The sequence below is a fragment of the Micromonospora sp. NPDC050397 genome (genome assembly GCF_044901685.1).
GTDB lineage: Bacteria > Actinomycetota > Actinomycetes > Mycobacteriales > Micromonosporaceae > Micromonospora_G.
This window is the reverse complement of record NZ_JBJDPS010000002.1, coordinates 714,464-734,567: the sequence shown is the minus strand read 5'-3', so window position 1 is coordinate 734,567 and position 20,104 is coordinate 714,464. Positions and strand designations below refer to the sequence as shown.

The 20,104-nt window shown below is 67.2% G+C and carries 21 protein-coding genes and 1 CRISPR repeat array; of the genes, 11 read left to right on the top strand and 10 right to left on the bottom strand.

Annotated elements, in window-relative coordinates; genetic code table 11:
- Window positions 1-165 precede the first annotated feature (165 nt).
- Window positions 166-1,635 carry a hypothetical protein gene (locus tag ACI2K4_RS09460; protein ID WP_404509984.1) on the top strand — a complete coding sequence of 490 codons (1,470 nt, stop codon included), beginning with the start codon at window positions 166-168 and terminating at the stop codon, window positions 1,633-1,635.
- An 8-nt stretch (window positions 1,636-1,643) separates the two neighbouring features.
- Window positions 1,644-2,893: a CRISPR direct-repeat array (repeat unit 28 nt; unit sequence GGACCACCCCCGCGTGCGCGGGGAGCAC).
- Between the two features lie 18 nt (window positions 2,894-2,911).
- Here the strand turns inward: ACI2K4_RS09460 and ACI2K4_RS09455 are convergent.
- Complete coding sequence (locus ACI2K4_RS09455; protein ID WP_404509983.1) at window positions 2,912-3,172, bottom strand: hypothetical protein; 261 nt, start codon at window positions 3,170-3,172, stop codon at window positions 2,912-2,914.
- 296 nt (window positions 3,173-3,468) lie between these two features.
- Here ACI2K4_RS09455 and ACI2K4_RS09450 point away from each other — a divergent pair, with 296 nt between their 5' ends.
- Window positions 3,469-3,948, top strand: a complete 480-nt coding sequence (locus tag ACI2K4_RS09450; protein ID WP_404509982.1) for a PPC domain-containing DNA-binding protein — start codon at window positions 3,469-3,471, stop codon at window positions 3,946-3,948.
- 60 nt (window positions 3,949-4,008) lie between these two features.
- Here the strand turns inward: ACI2K4_RS09450 and ACI2K4_RS09445 are convergent, their stop codons facing one another.
- The 3 genes from ACI2K4_RS09445 to ACI2K4_RS09435 form a co-directional block, all read right to left on the bottom strand.
- A complete protein-coding gene (locus ACI2K4_RS09445) occupies window positions 4,009-4,560 on the bottom strand; it encodes a GNAT family N-acetyltransferase (protein ID WP_404509981.1) in 552 nt (183 codons plus the stop codon).
- Window positions 4,557-5,993: a helix-turn-helix domain-containing protein gene (locus tag ACI2K4_RS09440; RefSeq protein ID WP_404509980.1), complete on the bottom strand. Its 1,437-nt coding sequence runs from the start codon at window positions 5,991-5,993 to the stop codon at window positions 4,557-4,559. Before ACI2K4_RS09440 ends, ACI2K4_RS09445 begins: the two co-directional genes overlap by 4 nt.
- A 121-nt stretch (window positions 5,994-6,114) precedes the next feature.
- Window positions 6,115-6,324: a hypothetical protein gene (locus tag ACI2K4_RS09435; protein WP_404509979.1), complete on the bottom strand. Its 210-nt coding sequence runs from the start codon at window positions 6,322-6,324 to the stop codon at window positions 6,115-6,117.
- A 242-nt stretch (window positions 6,325-6,566) separates the two neighbouring features.
- On the opposite strand from ACI2K4_RS09435, the gene ACI2K4_RS09430 reads away from it, so the two are divergent.
- Window positions 6,567-7,169 carry a hypothetical protein gene (locus ACI2K4_RS09430; protein ID WP_404509978.1) on the top strand — a complete coding sequence of 201 codons (603 nt, stop codon included), beginning with the start codon at window positions 6,567-6,569 and terminating at the stop codon, window positions 7,167-7,169.
- On the opposite strand, the gene ACI2K4_RS09425 is transcribed toward ACI2K4_RS09430, so the two are convergent.
- On the bottom strand, window positions 7,166-7,615 hold the full coding sequence (locus ACI2K4_RS09425; protein ID WP_404509977.1) for a hypothetical protein: 450 nt from the start codon (window positions 7,613-7,615) through the stop codon (window positions 7,166-7,168). The genes ACI2K4_RS09430 and ACI2K4_RS09425 overlap by 4 nt on opposite strands.
- 74 nt (window positions 7,616-7,689) lie before the next feature.
- On the opposite strand from ACI2K4_RS09425, the gene ACI2K4_RS09420 reads away from it, so the two are divergent.
- The 6 genes from ACI2K4_RS09420 (at window position 7,690) to ACI2K4_RS09395 (ending at window position 13,605) form a co-directional block, all read left to right on the top strand.
- A complete protein-coding gene (locus tag ACI2K4_RS09420; RefSeq protein ID WP_404509976.1) occupies window positions 7,690-8,229 on the top strand; it encodes a metal-dependent phosphohydrolase in 540 nt (179 codons plus the stop codon).
- 53 nt (window positions 8,230-8,282) lie between these two features.
- Complete coding sequence (locus ACI2K4_RS09415; protein WP_404509975.1) at window positions 8,283-9,155, top strand: hypothetical protein; 873 nt, start codon at window positions 8,283-8,285, stop codon at window positions 9,153-9,155.
- Window positions 9,156-9,436: 281 nt separating this feature from the next.
- Window positions 9,437-11,473, top strand: coding sequence for a radical SAM protein (locus ACI2K4_RS09410; RefSeq protein WP_404510312.1), 2,037 nt, complete (start codon window positions 9,437-9,439; stop codon window positions 11,471-11,473).
- Complete coding sequence (locus ACI2K4_RS09405) at window positions 11,461-12,579, top strand: aldo/keto reductase (RefSeq protein ID WP_404509974.1); 1,119 nt, start codon at window positions 11,461-11,463, stop codon at window positions 12,577-12,579. The genes ACI2K4_RS09410 and ACI2K4_RS09405 overlap by 13 nt, the downstream gene beginning before the upstream one ends.
- Window positions 12,576-13,022 (top strand): NUDIX domain-containing protein, encoded by a 447-nt coding sequence (locus tag ACI2K4_RS09400; RefSeq protein WP_404509973.1) that lies wholly within the window; start codon window positions 12,576-12,578, stop codon window positions 13,020-13,022. Before ACI2K4_RS09405 ends, ACI2K4_RS09400 begins: the two co-directional genes overlap by 4 nt.
- 136 nt (window positions 13,023-13,158) lie before the next feature.
- Window positions 13,159-13,605, top strand: coding sequence for an NUDIX domain-containing protein (locus ACI2K4_RS09395; protein ID WP_404509972.1), 447 nt, complete (start codon window positions 13,159-13,161; stop codon window positions 13,603-13,605).
- Window positions 13,606-13,822: 217 nt separating this feature from the next.
- On the opposite strand, the gene ACI2K4_RS09390 is transcribed toward ACI2K4_RS09395, so the two are convergent.
- The 5 genes from ACI2K4_RS09390 to ACI2K4_RS09370 all read right to left on the bottom strand — a co-directional run bounded on the left by ACI2K4_RS09390 (window position 13,823) and on the right by ACI2K4_RS09370 (window position 17,944).
- A complete protein-coding gene (locus tag ACI2K4_RS09390; RefSeq protein WP_404509971.1) occupies window positions 13,823-14,539 on the bottom strand; it encodes a creatininase family protein in 717 nt (238 codons plus the stop codon).
- Between the two features lie 2 nt (window positions 14,540-14,541).
- On the bottom strand, window positions 14,542-15,426 hold the full coding sequence (locus tag ACI2K4_RS09385; RefSeq protein WP_404509970.1) for a hypothetical protein: 885 nt from the start codon (window positions 15,424-15,426) through the stop codon (window positions 14,542-14,544).
- Window positions 15,427-15,610: 184 nt separating this feature from the next.
- Complete coding sequence (locus ACI2K4_RS09380) at window positions 15,611-15,910, bottom strand: helix-turn-helix transcriptional regulator (RefSeq protein ID WP_404509969.1); 300 nt, start codon at window positions 15,908-15,910, stop codon at window positions 15,611-15,613.
- A gap of 172 nt (window positions 15,911-16,082) precedes the next feature.
- A complete protein-coding gene (locus ACI2K4_RS09375) occupies window positions 16,083-16,565 on the bottom strand; it encodes a GNAT family N-acetyltransferase (protein WP_404509968.1) in 483 nt (160 codons plus the stop codon).
- A gap of 14 nt (window positions 16,566-16,579) precedes the next feature.
- Window positions 16,580-17,944 (bottom strand): helix-turn-helix domain-containing protein, encoded by a 1,365-nt coding sequence (locus ACI2K4_RS09370; protein WP_404509967.1) that lies wholly within the window; start codon window positions 17,942-17,944, stop codon window positions 16,580-16,582.
- A gap of 452 nt (window positions 17,945-18,396) precedes the next feature.
- Here ACI2K4_RS09370 and ACI2K4_RS09365 point away from each other — a divergent pair, with 452 nt between their 5' ends.
- Window positions 18,397-18,978 (top strand): helix-turn-helix domain-containing protein, encoded by a 582-nt coding sequence (locus tag ACI2K4_RS09365; RefSeq protein WP_404509966.1) that lies wholly within the window; start codon window positions 18,397-18,399, stop codon window positions 18,976-18,978.
- Window positions 18,966-20,090 carry a tyrosine-type recombinase/integrase gene (locus ACI2K4_RS09360; RefSeq protein WP_404509965.1) on the top strand — a complete coding sequence of 375 codons (1,125 nt, stop codon included), beginning with the start codon at window positions 18,966-18,968 and terminating at the stop codon, window positions 20,088-20,090. The genes ACI2K4_RS09365 and ACI2K4_RS09360 overlap by 13 nt, the downstream gene beginning before the upstream one ends.
- Window positions 20,091-20,104: the final 14 nt, after the last annotated feature.

Below are 20,104 nucleotides of genomic sequence, written 5' to 3'. Positions count from 1 at the left end.
CCGCTCGGCAGGGCCTGGAGATCTTCTCCGCAACGGGCCGCAAAGCACTAGACATCGACAGTGATAATGATCAGTGGGTGGCAGCACGTTCGCTGAGGGGGACGAATGCAGGATCCAGAGAAGCTGAATCTCCGCCCGGCCGCCGCCAGCCCGGCTGACCAACCGGTGATCCGGTCGGCGGCGTCACCGGAAACACCCACAGCGGGGCCCACAGGAGCGGCACGGCCGTCTCGGGCAGTGTGGTGGGCAGCGGTTGCCGCCGCCGTGGTCGTCATCATCGTGGTGGCGGCGGTCATCAATGGTGCTGGAGGCGCTCCAGCGCCGGTCGGCCAGACAATCGCGTCCAGCACGACGTGGGAGCCTCCGCTTGACCGCGCGGAACGGTTGGTGACCGACATCCTCACCCGACGGTCCTCGGCGGTTCTCAAGGGCGACGAGCAGGCGTGGTTGGCGGATGTCGATCCGGGCGACCCCGAGGTGCTCGCCCTTGAACGCGTGCGGTTTCGTAACTGGCAGCAGCTGCGCCCGGTGAAGTTCGACCTCCTTTACAACAGCGCCAGCCCCCTCACCTTGCCCCCGTCGGGCCAGCCCTCCGGCGCGGTCGTGTCCCGGCACACGGTGCATCTGGTGATGCAGATGGAAGCCGATGTGGCGTTGAACCGGGCCGACTACACCTACACCGTGGCGCTCACCGGCGACGCCGCCCGCGTCGTCGACGTCGCGCACCTGAGTCACGACTCGCCGGACGCCGACCGGAAACGGTTCGGTGACCCGGTCTTCGACGCCCCCTGGGACACCGTGCCACTCCGGTCCGCCCGGCAGGGCAGCGTCACCGTGCTCGCCCCGGAGAACAGCCGCTGGGATCCGGCCGCCTACGTCGGCGCCGCCGCCCGAGCGGAGACGTTCGTGCGCTCACTGTGGGCGCAACGGAGGGCACCCGGCGGGTTCGTCATCCTGCTCGCCGACGACCGCGAGTTCATCCAGTGGTTCGGATACGGGCGGACGGAATCAGCCGAGGGAGTCGCCGGGTACATCAACTGCGCCGAAATCTCCGCCGCGAACGGCACCCCCAAGGACGTGATCCTCGGCGACGACTCAAAGGCCGGCTGCCGCGCCGTGCTACGAATGTCGACGGTCCGGAACGACCACGAGGCCTACACCCTGATGGTCCACGAACTCGCCCACGCGATCGGCCCCTACCTGATGACGGACGTGTACTTCGGCGGCGACCGGGAGTGGCTGAACAAGCCGACGTGGGCCATCGAAGGCTTCGCCGAGTGGGCCGAGAACCTCGCCGGCGGCGACGCCGAGATTCGGCAGGGCACCGACCTCGTCAAGCGACACTGGGCCAAGTACCGGCCGTCGGAGTCGGACCTCGCGATCCCCCTCCCCCTCAACCAGGACTTCTTCACCACCGACGCCACCAGAAACACGTTCAACTACGAACTGTCCGCAACCTTCTTCCGCGCGGTCGAGCAAACCGGCGGACGTCAAAAGGCCGTCGACCTGTACGTCAAACTCGCAACGTCCTCGGAACTCGTCACCGACACCCGCCTCTTCCTCGACCCCGTCATACGGGAACACGGGATCGACCCGGACCGTCTCTGGCAAACACATCAGGACGTCATCGGCTAACGCGGTGACGGGACCACCCCGCGTGCGCGGGGAGCAAATGGTCGCAAGCGCCGTGGCGATGGTCGTCGCGGGACCATCCCCGCATGCGCGGGGAGCACGCCCAAGAGATGCGCCAGGGCTGCAACGGCACGGGACCACCCCCGTATGCGCGGGGAGCACGTCTGGATTCAGCAGCTTGTCGACGAGGGCGAGGGCCACCCCCGGCATACGCGGGGAGCATTCTCCTCCGTTCCGGTGATCAAGGTTCAGCGAGGGAACCATCTCCGCGTGCGCGGGGAGCACCCCACCGCGTAGTACCGGCCGGAAATCGTCCCAGGACCACCCCCGCGTGCGCGGGGAGCACGTAGCAGTGGGTGAGGAAGTTAGGTGGAATCCGGGACCACCCCCGCGTGCATGGGGAGCACTTCCCACCGGCGGACGTCCCGTTCCCGATCCGGGGACCACCCCCACGTGCGCGGGGAGCACCGCCGTGACTCGCTCATGAACGCGGCCCCGTCGGGACCACCCCAGCGTGCGCGGGAAGCACTACCGGTCGTTGTCGGCCGGTGGCCAGCACTCGGGACCACCCCCGCGTGCGCGGGGAGCACTCGAGCAGGCAGTCGGCGTTCGACGCGCCCCAGGGACCACCCCCGCGTGCGCGGGGAGCACGGCTTGGCCTGGCTTGCCCTGGTGAGCCTCCTCGGACCACCCCCACGTGCGCGGGGAGCACCCACCGGTGCCGGGGCTGGGTGCGGCCGGACAGGGACCACCCCCGCGTGCGCGGGGAGCACGCTCCACCGGTCAGCGTCGGAATCTCACCGTCGGGACCACCCCCGCGTGCGCGGGGAGCACGGTGCCATGCCGGTCACGGTACCGCCCCTCACGGGACCACCCCCGCGTGCGCGGGGAGCATTCTGGGACCCCGCCGCCAGTCGCCGATCCGGGGGGACCACCACCGCGTGCGCGGGGAGCACACGACAGGCAAACCCATCTGGTCTGTCGTGCGGGGACCACCCCCGCGTGCGCGGGGAGCACCGCCGGAAACGCTATCTGCCATTAATGCCGGGGGGACCACCCCCGCGTGCGCGGGGAGCACGGGTTTGCCCGCCTTCGGCGGGTCTGTCCCGCCGGACCACCCCCGCGTGCGCGGGGAGCACGGTCGAGCACCTGCTGTGCCCATTCCTGGTCCGGGACCACCCCCGCGTGCGCGGGGAGCACGTCGACTTGGCCAACAGCTCCGCCTGCCTCGCGGGACCACCCCCGCGTGCGCGGGGAGCACTCTCGCTGACCTCGGCCTTCAAAGATCAAGAGTCGCTGTTTTGTTCACTATCCGTTTTGACGACGGGATCGCCCGGGCGGGGTTCAACGCTTGCAGCCAGAGCGCCAGTGTTTGGAGGCTTTGTTTCAGATGGGTAGCGCAGTCGACGGGTGTCCAGTGGCGGCCGTGCACGAGAAACCACAGGCGTTGCTCGCCTGGTTGTTCGTACACGAGGGTCGCACGACCGGCGGTCGCGACGATGACCTTGTCCCAGAGCGTCGTCTGAAGCGAGGTGGACATACACGCCCATTGAGGCCACCTACACGAGTCGGAGCTAGGACTTTGCCGCACCTCAGCCAGTTCTCCCACCGACAGCTTCCCCGGCTCCGAACAGGACCTCCTCGCCCAGAGACCCACCCCTCGGCCGGCTACACCCTACAAGGCCCGCATCCTGCTTCGCGCCCTCCTCGCCGCCGCCACGAAGCCGCAGGACATCACCACCGCGATGACCACCGAAGAAGGGCTCGCCGAGCCCACCGCCTGCCCTTGGCCCGTACTCATCAATAGCATCCACCGACCGGAAACGAGCACGACCGATGCGTAGCCACGACCTCACCCCCGGCCGCATGATCGGCGTCGTCTTCGACCATGGCGACGACTTCTTTACCGCACTCACCGACGCCTGCCGCACCCACGGCGTCAGGCAGGGCTACATCCCCGTGTTCATCGCCGGACTCTCCACCGCCCAGATCGTCGGCACATGCCAACGCCTCGACAACGCCGACGCCCCGGTCTGGTCACACGTCGACCTGACCAACATCGAAGCCCTCGGCGGCGGCACCATCGCCTGGGACGACACGACCCAGACCATCCAACCCCACATCCACATCACCGTCGGGTTGAAAGAACACAGCGCCACCGCCCACACCAGCCACCTCCTCGCAGCCACCGTCCAGTTCCTCACCGAAATGCTCATCATCGAGATCACCTCGCCAGCGATGCACCGGCTACCGAACCCTGACCTGTGGGACGTACCGCAACTGCGCTTCGGCCTGCCGGGCTCGGACGAGGGGTGAACGAGCCGGTTGTCGCCGTGCTCGGTCCTTGCGGCTACGGTCTACGCCGACCCCCTCCGGTCACTCCAGATCGAGCAGCATCGCGTCGTACACAGGTGCGTCGTTGAACGGTTGCAATTCGCCCAGCCCGTACCAGTTCCACGATAAGTAGGCTGAACGAGCGGGAGCGTTATTGGGCAACACGAGGAGAGTTGCTCGTTCTTCTGACCGGCCAGCGAGCAGCGCGTCGTGTAGCTGTCTGGCATAACCGCGTCGCCGGAACGCCTCTCGTACCATGATTTCATTGAGAGCGAAAGTACGCCGACCGTCTTCTACCAGCAGCGCGGGATCGACGTCATCCCGGAGCCCCGACCACCACCGCGACCCTGGCGGCAGGGTGTAACCCAGGGCGTAGCCAATGAGTTGGTTGTCAAGGCGACCGACCACAGCCGAAAAGCCATCGCGTGATGCATACGCAACGAGCCGATCCCAGTAGCGCGGGACAGAAAAGAACGGCGTATCGAGCTGCTCCGCGTATACCTCGGTGTACACCGCCAACAGTTCGTCGCGGTACTGGTGCAGTTCTGTCGCGTTGAGGCGGTCGAAGGTGGGTATTGGTGTGCTGGCTGTCACCGGTGGTCCGCCACGCTGGGATAGCGGGCGAGGAAACCCGCGACGGCGGGGATTCGAGGGTACGCAGCGAGTTGATGGGCGACGGTCTGCAACTCAGCGTGCACCCGCCAGCTCGCTACCTCTCCGGTTAGGTCGTCAAGTGCCTCGTTTGCTGCGTCCGCCGCACCGTCGGGTGCGCCGGCCGAGAGACGAGCGCGGGCTAGGCGCACCCGGTAGAGGGCGCGGTTCCGTGCGTACCGATCGTCGTATCCAGCGATGGCCTGTTCGAGTAGCGTTTGGGCTTGGGCTGCTCGGCCGAGTTCGACTGCGCACGTCCCTTCGATGCCATCCAATTCGGCTGGACTCAGAAAAGTGCACCACTGCTCGGTTGGTTTGTCGCCGTCGCGATCGAGCACGCGCCTCGCCCGCCCAATCGCCGTGTCTGTACCGCTCGGATCGGCCATCAATGCCGAGGCGATCGCCTTCCGGAGTTGAGGGACGGCCCCCAACCTTGGGGGACCAGTGACTGTCGAAGTTGCGTTTTCCGCTGCGGAAGCGAACCGGGATGCCTCGCGTGGCCGCCCAAGAGCGTTTGCTTGCAGTGCCAGGTATGCCAGCGTTGCCGTTTCCACCTCGCGGTCGCCGGCCTGGCGGGCCAGCGCTAACGCGTCCGTGAAACACGTTCGGGCGACTCCTTGCTCGCCCGCGTCGAACGCCAGCCAGCCAGCACACATCTGGACCCGTCCGGTGGCCTTGAGGAGGTGCCCCTCGACGGTGCCGGTGTAGCTGCCCTGTTCCAACATGGCATACCCGTCGTTGACTTTTGCAGCGGCTGCCTGCCACAGGCTGTCGCCGCCGTGGCGATAGTCCAATCCGTACAGGCGCACAGCGGCTTTCGATAGCCGCTCGGCGTCGCGAGCGCCCACCCTGCCGGTTAGGCCATCGGATGGTCTTCCGCTTCCCATGCCGGCAACCGCTGCGGCCGTTGCGCCCCACTTGACCAGAGTTCTCCGCCTCATGTCGTCAAACGCTACTCCCGGAAGGTCGTCCGGGACACCGCCGATCTGAGGTTCTCCGGCCGCGACACGCCTCGCGCCTGGGTCCGGCTGCGTCTCGTTGTCCGAGCCAGCGATCCGGCTTGACCATGCATCAGCGTTCCCCCACCGTGCCTGCTCTGCGGCTGCGGTCCTCTCGGCCTGAAACCGCCGCTCCAGCTCCTGGAACCTTCGATATGCCTGGGCTAGTTCACCACCAGCCCGCAGCAGGGTGTCACACCTGCTCCAGAAGATGCGGTCCACAACCTGAGCGCCACGCTCAACCCCCGCGATCGTGCTGCGCGATGAGGGTATCGATCGGGCCAGGTCCAGCTGTGTGAGCTTGCACGCCATCCGCCAGCCTGCAAGCTTCCGCCCGAGTTCCTTCTTCGCGGTGTCGACGTCCTGAATATTGATCATCGAACCGGGCCTTCCGCCATGGCGAAAACTAAACGATCACGACGCACCTGGATGTCGAGGCTGTCCAACACCACGCATGGGCACCCTAACCGATTGTGGCGAGTCGGGCGACAGCCATTAGTCACAGCATTTGGCGCGTCAGCACCACGATCATCGACAATAGCGTCGGAATCTCGTGTCGAGAGCGTTCGACATCGGCGCAAGATGCGTTGCCGTTGCGACTCGACGCTCTTGCAGCAGCCGATCCGGTTGGCGGGTTGTGGCCGGCGACCACCACGCGTCGGCCCACGCCCCGCCGCCCGGCCTTGGCAACACCGTCGAGCGTCGGCAATTCACGCCGACGATAGGCGGACCGCGAGACTGACGGAGACGTACTGGGCTGCTCGGCGTACTGCGGCGCCCGGCGGCTGACCTGTCGACCATGAGTTCCGAGGATCCGTGTCGGAATCTCGTGTCGAGGGTGTTCGACATCGCTTCGGCAGGGCTTTAGTACGTCGTAACCGGGTGCGGTGGCCGACGCCAGAGGGGGCTCGGCCACCGGGCTCGCCCGATCCCAAATTAGGGAGGACGGCCATGACCAGCTTGGAACCGACGACGATCGGCAAGCGGGCAGCGGAAATCTTGAAGGCAATGCAGGCGCACCCCGCCTACGCACGCCTCACCGACGCGTCGATGAAGTACAGCCCGTGTTGGGCGACGTTCACCGGGTACCCGACGATTTCAAAGTGGAATCTGGAGGCCGACGGCGGGCCGCTGCTGGTTGAGGCGCTGCGTGTGCTGGCGCTCAAGGCTGCGGTGTACGAGCTGACCGGCGGCGACGAGCGGGCCGCAGAGCTGTTGGTCCCCGACCCGGTGGACGAGATGATCCACGCCGTCTTGGCGCAGTTCACGCTCATGACGAAGCTGCAAACAGACCTCGGTTTGCTCTTCCCGCACGCCACCGAGCTGGAGTCCTACACCTACACGCGGGGCTGCGTCACCGACGACTACTACGCCGCCGCCGGGTGGGGTGAGCAGCCTCTGCGGTACTGGCTCGACAGCCGTGAGGTCAACCGACGGCTGGTCATCCTCAACGGTCTCTACCAGCAGGTCGGGATCGGGGTCGATGGACGCAGTCACAACATCGACTTCGACACCGTGCCGGACAACTGGAATCCCGTAGGCGCTGCCAGCTAGCGGCGGGCCAGCTCGACCGAGAGCACTCGGCGCAGGGCCGCGACCACATCGCGGGCGGGGAACCGTTGGGTAGCGACCCGTTCGGCCCGCGCCACCTCCGTAAAAATCTGATCCTTGCCGGCCGTACGCAGTGTCGCGACCAGCCATCCCTCAAGGTCTTCCCGTTCCGTCGGCAGTTCCAACGCCTCCGGCGACGGTGGCGGGGCGGGAAGACTCAGGTCCGGCAGCTGCGCACCGCCGGACGCGTACGCACCCGGGGGCATGCCGACTCGGTACGGATGGACGCACACCGCCGTACCGTCCGGGCCTACCCGCCACCCGACGGCCGGGTCGTAGGCGAACTGACGGTCCGGACGGCTCACGACGTCGAAGCGTCCCGGGCCGAGCACCTGGGCCGGGCAGACCCCACAGGTGTCGCCAGGCCACGACGGCAGCGGACCATCCACGCGCCAATCCTAGGGCGGAAGGTGCCCAGATGACCGTCCTATCCCCGCCACGCCACCCGACGATCGACCAGGCCATGGCAGACGCCCGCACCTGGTGTGCCGGTCGGATCATCGACGATCGGCCTGCCTTCGCCCACGCCGTCCGGGTCGCGGTCACTCTCGGCCTTCACGTTCCAGACGTCGCACCGGACATGGTCGCGGCTGCGCTGCTGCATGACAGTCCAGAGTTCGCCCCGACCGGCATCAATCTCGACGCCGTCCTGACCACCCGCTACGGCCGAGAGGTGACCCGGGTCATCCGGGCCTTGGAAGTCGAACACGCCGCGCTCGACAGCTCCGACCCGCCGGTCACCGTCGATGACCACCCAGTGCTCCTAATCTCCACCGCGGACAAGATCGTGGCTCTCACGTCCCTGCTGCGCCGCGCCGTCCTCTCGGGCAACGTTGACGCCTTCTTCGGCGCTCGCGCCGGACTGCTGCGCTTGCTGCCGTACTTTCGGCGGTGCCATCGCGCCGGCACCGAGCATTTGCCACCCACCATGACCGACCAGCTCGGCATCGTGCTCGATCAGTTCGACCAGGCCACCGCCTCCGTACGGCTCGCACCGCAATGAGTCGTAGCTCGTGGGACCCCCACGTCATCGAGCGCCTGTGCGTCGATCTGTGCATGGCAGCCGGTCTGGCTGCACCAGAGCGACGATTACCGATCCGCGTATGGCGACTGTCCGGGGTGGAACGGGTTCACCTCGCCAACGGCGAAACCTGCATCCTCAAGTACGCCGAGGCGCCGTTTGCTCACGAGGCACAAGCACTGACCATCGCTGCCGCACGCCGCATCCCCGTACCCACGCTCCGCGCCGCCAGCACTGGCAACGGCGTCCTCGCCATGATCCTCGACGATCTCGGGCGCAGCATTCGGCCCCCGCACAGTGCCGACGCAGTAGCCGCCGCCGTTCGCCTACACGAAGGCGGCCCGGCTCCCGGGCTCCCCACCGTTAGTCAATCCACCCTGCAAACCCTGCCCGGTCAAGGCCTGGCACTGGTCGACCACCTTCACACCGTCGGACGAATCGCCGATCCCGAACAGCTCAGACGCCCACTGACCGCCCTCGCCTCGAACGCCCGACGCCTCGCCGCCGACGCGGAGAGGCCACCGTATGGCCTCTGTCATGGCGAGTTGCACCCCAGCGCGATGCACATCGGGCCGGCGGGATGGCACCTCCTCGACCTCGCCCTGGCACATACCGGGCCCGGGCTACTCGATCTCGCCTCCTGGTACGGCACCCGCGAGGCGCCGAACCAGCACTCCCTCGAAAGGCTGATCAATGGGTACATCGCTAGTGGTGGTGACCCCGCCGCCAACACTGATCGTGGTCGCGTCCCAGCCACCGTCTGGGCGCTTGGTTGGCACCGAATTGCTTCCGCCGTTTGGCACCTTGGTCAAGCCGTACGGGACGCCGCGCGGGACAGGGTCGACCCGGCGGACCTACGAGCTGCGCACCGACAGCTTGCTACTGCCGCCGTCCTGCTCGTTCAGTGAGGCTTTCGACCACTTCACAGCCCTGGACGGCGCATCCGAGACCCATGGTGTCGCACGAGTAGCTGCAGCGCCGGGCGGGCGGACGATTCCTGACCCCACTACGAGCCGTGCCCGTAGGGCGCGGCCGATCAGCACCCGGGTGCAAGCGACCTGGACGGAAGGGGTGGCCCGGGATGCTTGAACAGGAGGTCACAACTTCGCTGATCGACCGCTCGCGGCTACTGACAGCGGTCCGCTGCGGCGGCGGCGCACCGCCCGATGACAGCTTCGCGGACCTGCCGATGGAGCAACCGCACGTCATGCGGACAGCTTTGGCCAGGATCATGCCCGGCCAGGTGATGATCACTGGAACGGTCGAGCGGCGACTCGTCATCGCCGAGCGCGCCGAGAGCGAATGGATCGTGGCGGACCTGTCCGGCCGCGCGCACAACACCCGGGTCTGGCCCGCCTGGGCAAGGGCCCACATTGCCCTGGACAGCCCCCGGTCGTGGCTGTCGTCGGCGACGATCACCGCAGAGGGGGTCCACCGGCTGCTGCGGCCTCGCGTACTCCTCACGGCGCTGTACCGACCAGAGATCTTCCCCCTGCCCCGGTTCCCTCTGGGCATCTCCGACCTCGCCCGAGCGGCACGAGAGGCGCTCGCCGGTCAGGTCCAGCTGATGGACATGCAGCTCGGTGTCACCATGAACCGCATCCTCGCCAGCATCGAGCAGGATCGGCCGGACATCCTCGGCGTCAGCGCGACCTTCGGGCAACACGATCTCCTCACCGAACTGCTCGACGCGATGTTCGCCGCGGAGAGCCCGCCGATGGTCCTTGCCGGAGGCAGCCTGACCGCCCGCAACGAACGTCTGCTCCTCCACCGCTACCCCGGCCTGCTCATCGCTCGCGGCGCGGGGGAACCAACCGTGCAGGACGCCATTGCCCACTGGCACGGCGACATCGGGCCAGCAGAAATCCGGGGAGTGGGTTACACCAACGGCGCCAGGACCTCCGGGACTGGTCTACTTCAAGTCGCGCGCCGCAGGACCGCCACCGTCGGAAACCGGGCACAGGCCGATCCGCTGCCGGAACTGGACCTGCTGGACCTGACGTTCGCCCACCGAGGCGTCGCCCAGTTGGAATCCTCTCGTGGGTGCACGAACTCGTGTTCCTTTTGCCCGCGGGGGCATAAGGGCCAGTGGTCCGGTGCCGCGCCGGAGAGCTTTCCGGACATCCTGGCCGCGATGAGGGAGGTGTTCGCCCGGTACCCGGACATCTCCCGCACCCTCTTCCTCGTCGACGAGGAGTTCATCGGCGGCGACGCTGGCGCGGTGAGCCGGGCGTTGGACGTCGCGGCGACCGTGCACCAGGCCGGGTTCCGGTGGGAGTCGTCGTGCCGAGTGGACCAGGTGGTCGACCCGGCCCAGGACCGGGCCTGGCACATCGACCGTGCGGGGATGTGGCGCCGCCTGTGCGAGTTGGGGCTACGCCGCATGCTGTTCGGCGTCGAGTCCGGCGTCACCTCGATCCTCGAACGGTTCAACAAGGAGACCACCGCCGAGCAGAATGCCTTGGCCATCCGAACCCTGTCCGCGCTGGGCATCCCTACCCGCCTCACCTACATCACCTTCGACCAGCTCATGGGCCGTGACGAGTTGGCCGCGAGCTACGCGTTCCAAGGTCGCACCGACCTGCTGCTGCGGCCCCTGCCGCACCTGCCGGTCGAAGCGATCGTGGACGGCGTCCACGACGAGGCGTTCGTCGCGGCCCACCGCACCGGCAGGCCGCTGCACACCGGGATTTCCTACATGCTGGTCTCGATGGAGTGCCTCATCGGCGCGGCCTACACCCGCCGCGTCGAGGCCGCCGGCCTCGCCGGTGCCGTACGGCCCTCCATGGGTCGCGTTGACGCGGACTTCGCCGACTGGCGCATTGGCCGAACCTCGCACCACGCGCAACTCTGGGTCGACCGGCACTTCCCCCTCGACTACACATTGAAGAGCCTGGAGAAGCTCCTCGATGGTGAGTCCCGACGGCAGGTCCGAGGCGCGCGGGTCGTTATCAAAGATGCCGCGTATACGCTGCTCGGCCGTATGCTCGACCGCATCGACCGGTACACCATCGACATCCCCCGTCCCGACGCGCTCGACGCCGACCTGCTGGCGGCGATGGCCCACGGCCTCGACGACCTACGTCACCGCATGACCAGCACCGTCGGGGCGGTGGCGGCGATCCTGCCTGCGGATGCCGCGCACATCCTGCGCGCCGAGTACACCCGGTGGCACACGCCGACCGGTTGGCAGCTCATCAACGCGGCGGACCCGTGCGGCACCTGACTCCGACCCGGCTACCGCAGCGCGCCCTGACCCGGCTCGGCCGGAGCGTACCGGCGCTCGCCGCCGGCTGCTGGCCCATCGCAGGCCCGTGCAGGAACGGCGGGGTCGACGTCGGCTGGGCACCCATCGACGACGACACCGCCAGCCGCGCGCTCCGGACGGCCTGGCAGGCCGGGGTAAGGCTTTTCGACACCGCCGACGTGTACGGCCACGGTAACGGCGAGTGCCGTCTCGGCGTCCTGGTCGCCGAGGTGCCCCGCGACCAGATATTGATCTCCTCGAAGACCGGATACGACGCCCGCGACGGGCACCCTTACAAGCCACACCGAATGCGCCGCCAATTGCGCGGGTCGCTCACCCGCCTCGGTACCGATCACCTCGACATCTACGCCTTCCACAGCGGGGACTTCGGCAAGGAAGACGAGTACCTCGACGCGGCGGTCGACCAGATGCGCCAGTTCCAGCGAGACGGAGTTATCCGCGCCATCGGCATGCGGGCACCCCACGAGTTCGCCGTCGAATGGACAACCGAACCCGGCAGCGCGGGAGGTCGTTCGGCCCGCCGGTTCCTTCACCTGTTCGACCGAATCCGGCCCGATGTCATCGCCGTCCGGCACAACCTCCTCAGCCCCACCTACCAACCCGGCGAGACAACGATCTTCGACCTCGCCCGCCAACATCAGGTCGACGTCCTGATCAAGCAAGTCCTCGCCCAAGGCCTGCTCGTCCACCATCACGGCATCGGCCCGCTGTTCGGCCCGGGTGACCACCGACAACGTCACCACTGGTTCAGCCCGCTCGGACGACGCATCATTTGGGACGAATCCGAGCAGATCCGCACACGCTTTGGGAACACTCCCGCAGACCTCGCCCGCGTCGCCATCGGCTACGCCCTAGCCACATCCCACGACGCGGTGGCCCTGATCGGCTTCCGAAACGCCGACCAGATCACCACGAACACCAGCGTCGTGACATCACTGACCAGCGAGGACATCGCCGTGCTGGAAGCCGTCGGACGCCAAATCCGCAGCCGTCTCGATAAGGCATTCGGCATCGCCCACACCTCAGGCCGCAAAGAACCAACTACCCGCGAGGAACCTTCATGACCGAGACACCACCGCACCGCTTCCCCGTCGACGTCCTGATCCTGCTGCAACGGCCAGACGGAGACATCCTGCTCACCGAACGCGCCGGCGGTATCTATCTGTCCGGACACTGGTCCGTCCCCGGCGGCAAAGTCGATGACGGCGAGCCCGTCACCCTCGCCGCGATCCGCGAGGTAGCCGAGGAAACCGGGATCACGCTCCTACCCCGACACCTCACCTTCATCGGCGTCACCCACCACCTGCCGCCACACCGCGATTCCCGCATCGGTTTCGCATTCCTCGCGACCGGCTGGGAAGGCGAACCGCGCAACATCGAACCGGAGAAGTGCTCACAGCTCGCCTGGTACGCCCCCGACAGCCTGCCTGATCCGACCATGCCGTACACCCAGGAAGTCGTCCGCCTGTACAGAGAGAAGGAGAGCTTCTCGCTTCACGGCTGGTAACAGCCTCCGGCCGACAGGTTCGTGTCAGTGTCGAACAGCCTCGACGCAAAATTTCGACATCCCGGCTCGCGTGGTCGCCTCGATGCTCGGCGGGGCGACCCGCGTCGCACTGGCCAGCCGGCTATCGTGCGCCAGCATGCCCGCACCTCCGACCCACCCGGTTGACGTACTGCTCCTTCTCACCGACGCAGACCATGTGCTCCTCGCGCTGCGCGACGGCACCGGATACGCCGACGGACAGTGGAACCTGCCAAGCGGCAAGCTCGAACCCAACGAAGACGCCATCAGCGCCGTAATCCGCGAAGCCCGTGAGGAGATCGGCCTGCCGCTCTCTCCGGACGAGCCACGGCTGGCCGCCACGGTGCACCACCGCAATCCCACCGGATACGCCCGCATCGGCCTCGTCTTCGCTGTGCCACACGACCCCGGCCGCCATGGGCTGCCCTTCAACGCAGAACCGCACAAGTGCGCCAAGATCGAATGGTTCCCAACAGCGCTGCTGTCCTCGAACACCTACCCATACACAACGGCCTGCGTCCAGGCTTTCAGCGAGGGCCGCCCCTTCGCCTTGGATGGCTGGTAACCAACGGACATGTCTTGGCCCCGGTTCGGGTAGCGCGATCCGTCGGCCGTTGGTGACACCTGTCGGCAACGCCCGGACGGATCTCGGGCAGCACGGCGACCGCGTCGACGTGGGCTGGTTCAGCGGGTGCGACAACGATCAGGAAAATGCACTCTTATCGGGGCGAGTATCGCAGACCAGGCACATCGAGGGGGCGGCGAGACAAGCGAGTTGTCGTTCAGGGACGCGCAGGGTTTCGGAGGACCGCGAGACCATTCGCGAACGAGGCGGTCAGGCTGTCCAGGACGGCCTTTCCCTTGCTGGCCGTGGCAAGGGATGGCTGCCCGATGACTCCGGTATCGGTGTAGCCGCGCATGCCGAGGACAAGTAGGTCCGGTCGCTCGGTTCGATGATCCGCAATCTGGTAACCGTCGCGTACGAGTTCAGGGCACAGGTGCAGCAGCAGGGAGGTCTCGATCTCCCCGGCGTGCATGTCGTCGTGGCCGCTGCTGAGCAGCCCGGCCTCCTGGCGGGCCGTCTCCCAGTCCTGCCGGCGCGGGTACAGCGCCATACGCCGCTCGCCGACGTTGGCCTCCTGCACGACGTTGGACAAAACGTAGTTCCCACCATGGCCGTTGACCACGACCAACCGGCCGACGCCCGACCCGCGCAACGACTCGGCGACGTCGATAATGATGCTGGCCAAAGTGGACGAGCGGATACTCACCGAGCCGGGCCAGCCGGCGTGTTCCTGCGAGCAACTGATGCTCACGGGAGGCAGGAGCATCAGGTCGTAGGCGGTGGCGGCGGCCTTCGCGATCGCGCAGGCGATGATCGTGTCCGTGAGCAGGGGTAAGTGATCTCCGTGCTGCTCGAAACTGCCAACGGGTAGCACGGCGACGTCCGCAGCCCGGCGAGCCTCGTCCGTGGTCGTAGCGGCGGTGACCAAATCCATGATCACAGTCTGACCGTCGAGGCGACGAGAGAAAAGGCATCCCTGAACCCGGCCACCTCGACGGACGTCGTCCGCCCGGCGAGCCGGGCATGCAACTGACCGAGGGTCCGCATCGCGCGTGCGGAGGACGTCGCGGCAGTCAAAGTCAACGCCCGGCTTCCCTCCATACCCGCCTCGACCAGCCGGCCGGCGGTCGCGTAGGACAAGGCGAGCCAGGCTCGTGTCAGCGCTTCGTCCTGACGGTAGTCGACGGGCCAGCCGTTCAGGACCTCCTCCAGTGCACGCGCCGCCACCTCAGCTCGACCGAGCCGTAGCAGGCAGTACCCCTCGTGGGCCCGCAGGTAGGCGAGGGTGCAGTGGCGGCCAATGGTGTCCGGGTCGTCCGTGCCAACGTCCGCGGCGTGATCGATCAGTCGATGTGCGGCCTTGATCGCCGCCAGTGAGCGCATTTGGTCGCCACGAAGGGCATGTCCCTGGGCCTGGCGAATCAGGCACAGGCCACGGTCACGATCGGTGAGTGCCACAAGGGCCTCGGCAGTTCCGGCGAGTGCGGCGGCTTGAGCGCTGTCGAGCTGTTGCGCCTGCCGCATCAAGACGTAGGCAGCCATCCGCTGGTCTCCCGCCCTACGCGCCAGCCCGAGCGCCTGGTCGAGCCAATGCGTCGCGGCCGTTGCGTCCCCGAGGTTGTCGGCGGTCCATGAACCGAACTCCGCCCACCGCGCCTCCACTGCCAGCAGACCTTGCTTGACATCCTCCGCCGCCTCATCACGGTAGCGGCGGATGACAGCCGACTCCCGGCAGACAGCTTCATAGACCTGCCGGGATCCGAACATGTTGTGCGAGACCGCGAGGAGTCGAAGCATCTCGGTCCAGTGCAGGGCCAACACGGGATCCACACCTACCGAAGCATGTTCCAGCCCAGGCGATCCCCGTCCGGCGGACCGGTCCGGCAGCCCAACGGGCGGTCCACCTGACACCGCCGAAGGCCGCGCGGCCCAGCCCTCAGGAAGCGACTCTTGGCCCGCCCCGGCTAGGACGTCACCAAGCGCCTGCGGCAGATCGCGCTCGGCCTCACCCCCACCGCGCGCGTTGCCCGGCATCGGCCTTCTCCTCATCAAGCCGCCGCTTGAGTCGCCGGTAATCGTCGTACCCGGCAAGCAGCTCACCGCCAGCACCCAGGAACGTCTCGCACCGCTGCCAGAAGACCCGATCAACAACCTGGTCGCCACGCTCAACCCCGGCGACGGTGCTCCGAGTGCTGTGCACCCGCGCAGCCAGATCAGCCTGAGTCAGGACACGCAAATTACGCCGTTCCGCAAGCCTCGCACCGAGCGTGCGCTTCGCGTCCTGGACCTGCTGCGGATCGATCACGACACCCCGACCTCCACGACCGCGCCATAGACGCAAGAGCCAATCGACGCAGAGCGAAACCACCGTAACCGACCTCAACACGGCCAGCGAGCGTCCACCTCATCCGGGCGCGCCAGCGGCAAGAAAGAGGGAGGGAAATGATCAAGGTAAGAAACGGAGTTGCCGCGACCGATTACCTGCCACCTTCCGGCCGCAGCCGCTGACCGTCAAGCCGGTAGAAGATCTTGTTGCCGTGCTGTGAGACGCCCATCCTCTCGTAGAAACGTTGGGCCTTCGCGTTATCCCGATCGGTGGTCCACTCGATCCGGCTGCAGGAGTTCGAGGTCGCCACCTCGACAAGGCGGTCCATGAGGAGCTGTCCAACCCCTCGGCCCCTTGCCGCGTCCGCCACGTACAGCTCCTTGAGGTAGAGCGAGCGCGTCAGGCCGGCGGCTGGCCATAGGAAGGAGTACGTCGCGAGCCCGACGAGCACCTCTCCATCCCAGGCCAGCACGGCGTACGCCAGGGGCGGGTCACCGAAAAGGGCCTCGTTGATCTGGCGTATCCGTACGTCAAGCGGCTCAACCTCGGTCTCGCCGTAAAATTTGTCCAGTTCCTCCAGTAGAGCGGCGATCGTGTCGACGTGGACTGGTTCGGCGGGTACTACGACGGTCAAGGAAGTGCACCTTTCTATCGGCCCTCGGTGAGGAGTGCCCGGAGGTCACGTGCGGTCGAGGACGATCGCTGGACCGGGGGCAGTGTGTCGAGAACGAGGCGGGCGCGTTCGGCGATGATGCCCTGCCGCTTCGCCTCGTCCAGACTCCCGATTGTCTCTGTGAGCGAGTCGAGGGCCTCGGTGGCGTGGCCTGTTTCTGTCAGGCAGATGGCGCGGTCCAGTCGGGTGAGCGCCCAGTCGGTGTAGTCGCCGGGGGAGCAGAGTTCGAGGGCCCGCTCCTGCGCGGCGAGCGCGAGGTCGACCTCTCCCAGACGGGTGTAGGCGTTCTCCTGATGGAAGCGCAGCTGGGCCTCGCTGTAACCGAACGCGGAGGCGCTCAAAGCGTCTCCGTCAAGGTGGGACAGGAAGTTCTCGGCGCGACCCAGCGCCGCCCGGGTCTCCTCCCGTCGTCCGGTCGCGGCGTGCGTCCGCCCCTCGATCGCTGCTGCCAGAGCTGTCCCCGCGGACGCCCTGTGTCCAGCGATCTCCTGCGCGTGACGTGCGACCTCGACAGCTTCGCGGAAGTCCGTTTTGTAGTAGTGGACATGGGCCTCCTGCGCGAGCACCCATGCTTGGATCATGGGGTCCCCCGCTTCGATGGCCGCGAGCCGTGCGGTGCGCGCCCAGCGGTGCGCCGCGGTTGTGTCGTCGATCCTGCACAGGACCAGGCACAGCAGGCCCGACATCTGCGCGGCCATCCCGGTCAGACGGCGCAGGGCAGAGGCGGACGGACGACGGCCGATGAGTTCTATCAGCTCCGTGAGGTCGCCAGCGATATCACGAAGCAGTGCGCCGGTCGAGCGATCACGAGTCGCACGGCCGTGATGAGTGAGGATCCGGTCCCACTCGTCGAGCCCGGATGCGTTGATCGACCCCAGAGTCAGGGTTTCGTTGAGCGAGCGGCGCAACGCATCCACCTCGGCGATCGCGACCGTGAGGTCGGCACCGGTCCCGCTCGCGCCCTCCGGCGACACGAGTGCTCTGGCAGGATCTTGGGCCGGGTCAGGCAAACTAGCCTCGGCGATCATCGCAGGGTCAAGGACCGCGCCCCAGCGGGCATGGCGAGCTGCCTCGGCCTTCTCCTCCTGGTGTCGGACTTCAAGAGAACGGTATTCGTCGTAGCCGCCGAGCAACTCGCCGCCTGCTCTGAGAAGCGACTCGCACTGCGCCCAGAAGATCCGGTCGACCACCTGCCGGCCGCTTTCGACGTTGGCCACCGTGCTCCGAGTACTGTGCACCCGCCGTGCCACATCGTCCTGCGTCAGCCCGCGGGTCGAACGCCACCCGGCGAGCTGCCGCCCGAGCGCTCGCTTGACGTCACTGAGTTCCTGCGGATCCACGAGGATGTCCCTCCACCACCGTCGGAGGTGTTGATCACCGCTCGCTACATTTCCCTCACGGCACGCTGACATTAACGGATGAGAGCGGCGCAGGTCATCCCGCCCATCCGGGTAGCTGCGGATGAACCAGGACGCCACCACCACTGCAAGCCAGCCAGAGCTTCCGCCAGGAGAGGCAGCGCGGGCCACTCGCCAACGAATCCGCGTCCCACTATCTGGACTTTGCGCCAAACTGTCGCGCCATGATCAAAACCAACTTGGACTAGGCCGGCGCGCACCGGACGGGGCGGGACGCGAGGGATGCTCGTCGCACGAGCACCCACCGAGCACCCAACCGTCCACAAGGGATGAAAGAGGCAAGGGGCCTGACCGCCATTCTGGCAGGTCAGACCCCCTGTTGATCTTGTGCGCCCGAAGGGATTCGAGCCCCTAACCTTCTGATCCGTAGTCCGATGCTGCGGTCTCGATCCACAGGAGCGGCACCCACACGGAGGCGAGGCCCACGTCGAGCGCGGCCATCATGCCCCCACCGCTCCCCCGACCCCACGACCAATCAGCGAACGACGGCCGGTGCCCCAGGCGCCGGCCGTCGTCGCGTCCTGCCCGGCCCTACCCAGTTCCACACCAACCTCTTGGAGACCTCTCTCATGGCTACGCCACAACGACGCCAGTCCGCCCACCCGAGCCAAACGATCACTCCCGCGCCATCCACTCCCCCGACCCAGGACAGCGAGGTATTGCTCTACACACCCGCCGAAGCCGCGCAACGGCTCCAGGTCCGTGAGTCCTGGCTACGCAAGAAAGCCGCCGCCCGGCAGGTGCCGTGCACCTTCCTCGGCAAACACCTGCGCTTCTCCCCCGCCGACCTCGCTGCGATCATCGCCAACTCCGCCCGCCCGGCCACCGGCCGCCGCCCCCGACGCAAACCCCCGACCACGGTCCGGGATCGCGACTTGCCACCACCCGCCGAGCGAAGCGTCCATGCACACCCGGATGACCACACATCACACGGGAGCAGCCCATGGCGTGGATAGAACAACGCGGCACCAGGTACCGAGTCCGGCTACGGCTCCCCGACGGCACCGTCGCCACCGACTCCTCCCACCCCACCTACAAAGCCGCCGACATCCGACGCAAACAAGTCGACGCCAACCAGGCCCTCGACACCTACCTCGACCCCGCCCTCGGCCGTATCACCCTCACCGAATGGGTCGCCATCTGGGAAGCCGGGCACATCGCCGGCGACGCGAAATGGGCCGCGTACCGCAGCCACCTCCGCAACCACATCCTCCCCCGCTTCGGCGACACACCCCTGAACAACATCAACCGCCAAACCATCAAGGTCTTCGTCAAAGAACTCAAGACCCACCTCGCCGACAGCAGCGCCGCCAGCGTTATGAGCCTGCTCAGCCTTCTTCTCCGCGAGGCCGTCGCTGACGGACGCATCACCCACAACCCCTGCCAAGGAGTCAAAGTCGTGACCCGCCGAGCCGCCGAACGCCCCCACGCCACCGCCACCCAGGTCAACACCATCGCCAGTCGGATCGACCGCCGTTCCGACCAGATCCTCGTCATCACCGCCGCCTACACCGGAATGCGGTGGGGCGAACTCGCCGGCCTCGCCCGCACCAACACCCACCTCGGCGACGGACTCATCCGCGTCCACCCCGAGGTCGGCGCACTCCACGAAGTCCAAGGCCGCCTCTACCTCGGCCCACCCAAAACCGCCGGCTCCGCCCGCGACATCCACCTCCCACCCTTCCTCATCACCCTCCTCCACGAAGTCCTCGACAGCCACGACCACGACCAGGTCTTCTGCGGCGCCCGCGGCGCCTACCTCCGCCGCTCTAGCATGTCCCGCCGCGTCTACGGCCCCGCCGTCAACGGCAACCCCCGCCAACGCACCGGACCCGTCATCGAAGGCATGCACTTCCACGACCTCCGACACACCCACAAAACCTGGATGATCGAAGACGACATCCCCGAAATCGCCCAAGCCCGCCGACTCGGCCACCAACTCACCGGCGTACGCGGCATCTACAGCCACGTCACCCCAGCCATGAACCAAGCCATCACACAAGCCCTCGAAAACCGCTGGCAAACCACCCAACCCACAACCCGGCAGCGCCACCTACGGGCCGCGTAACGCGTGCGGGGACG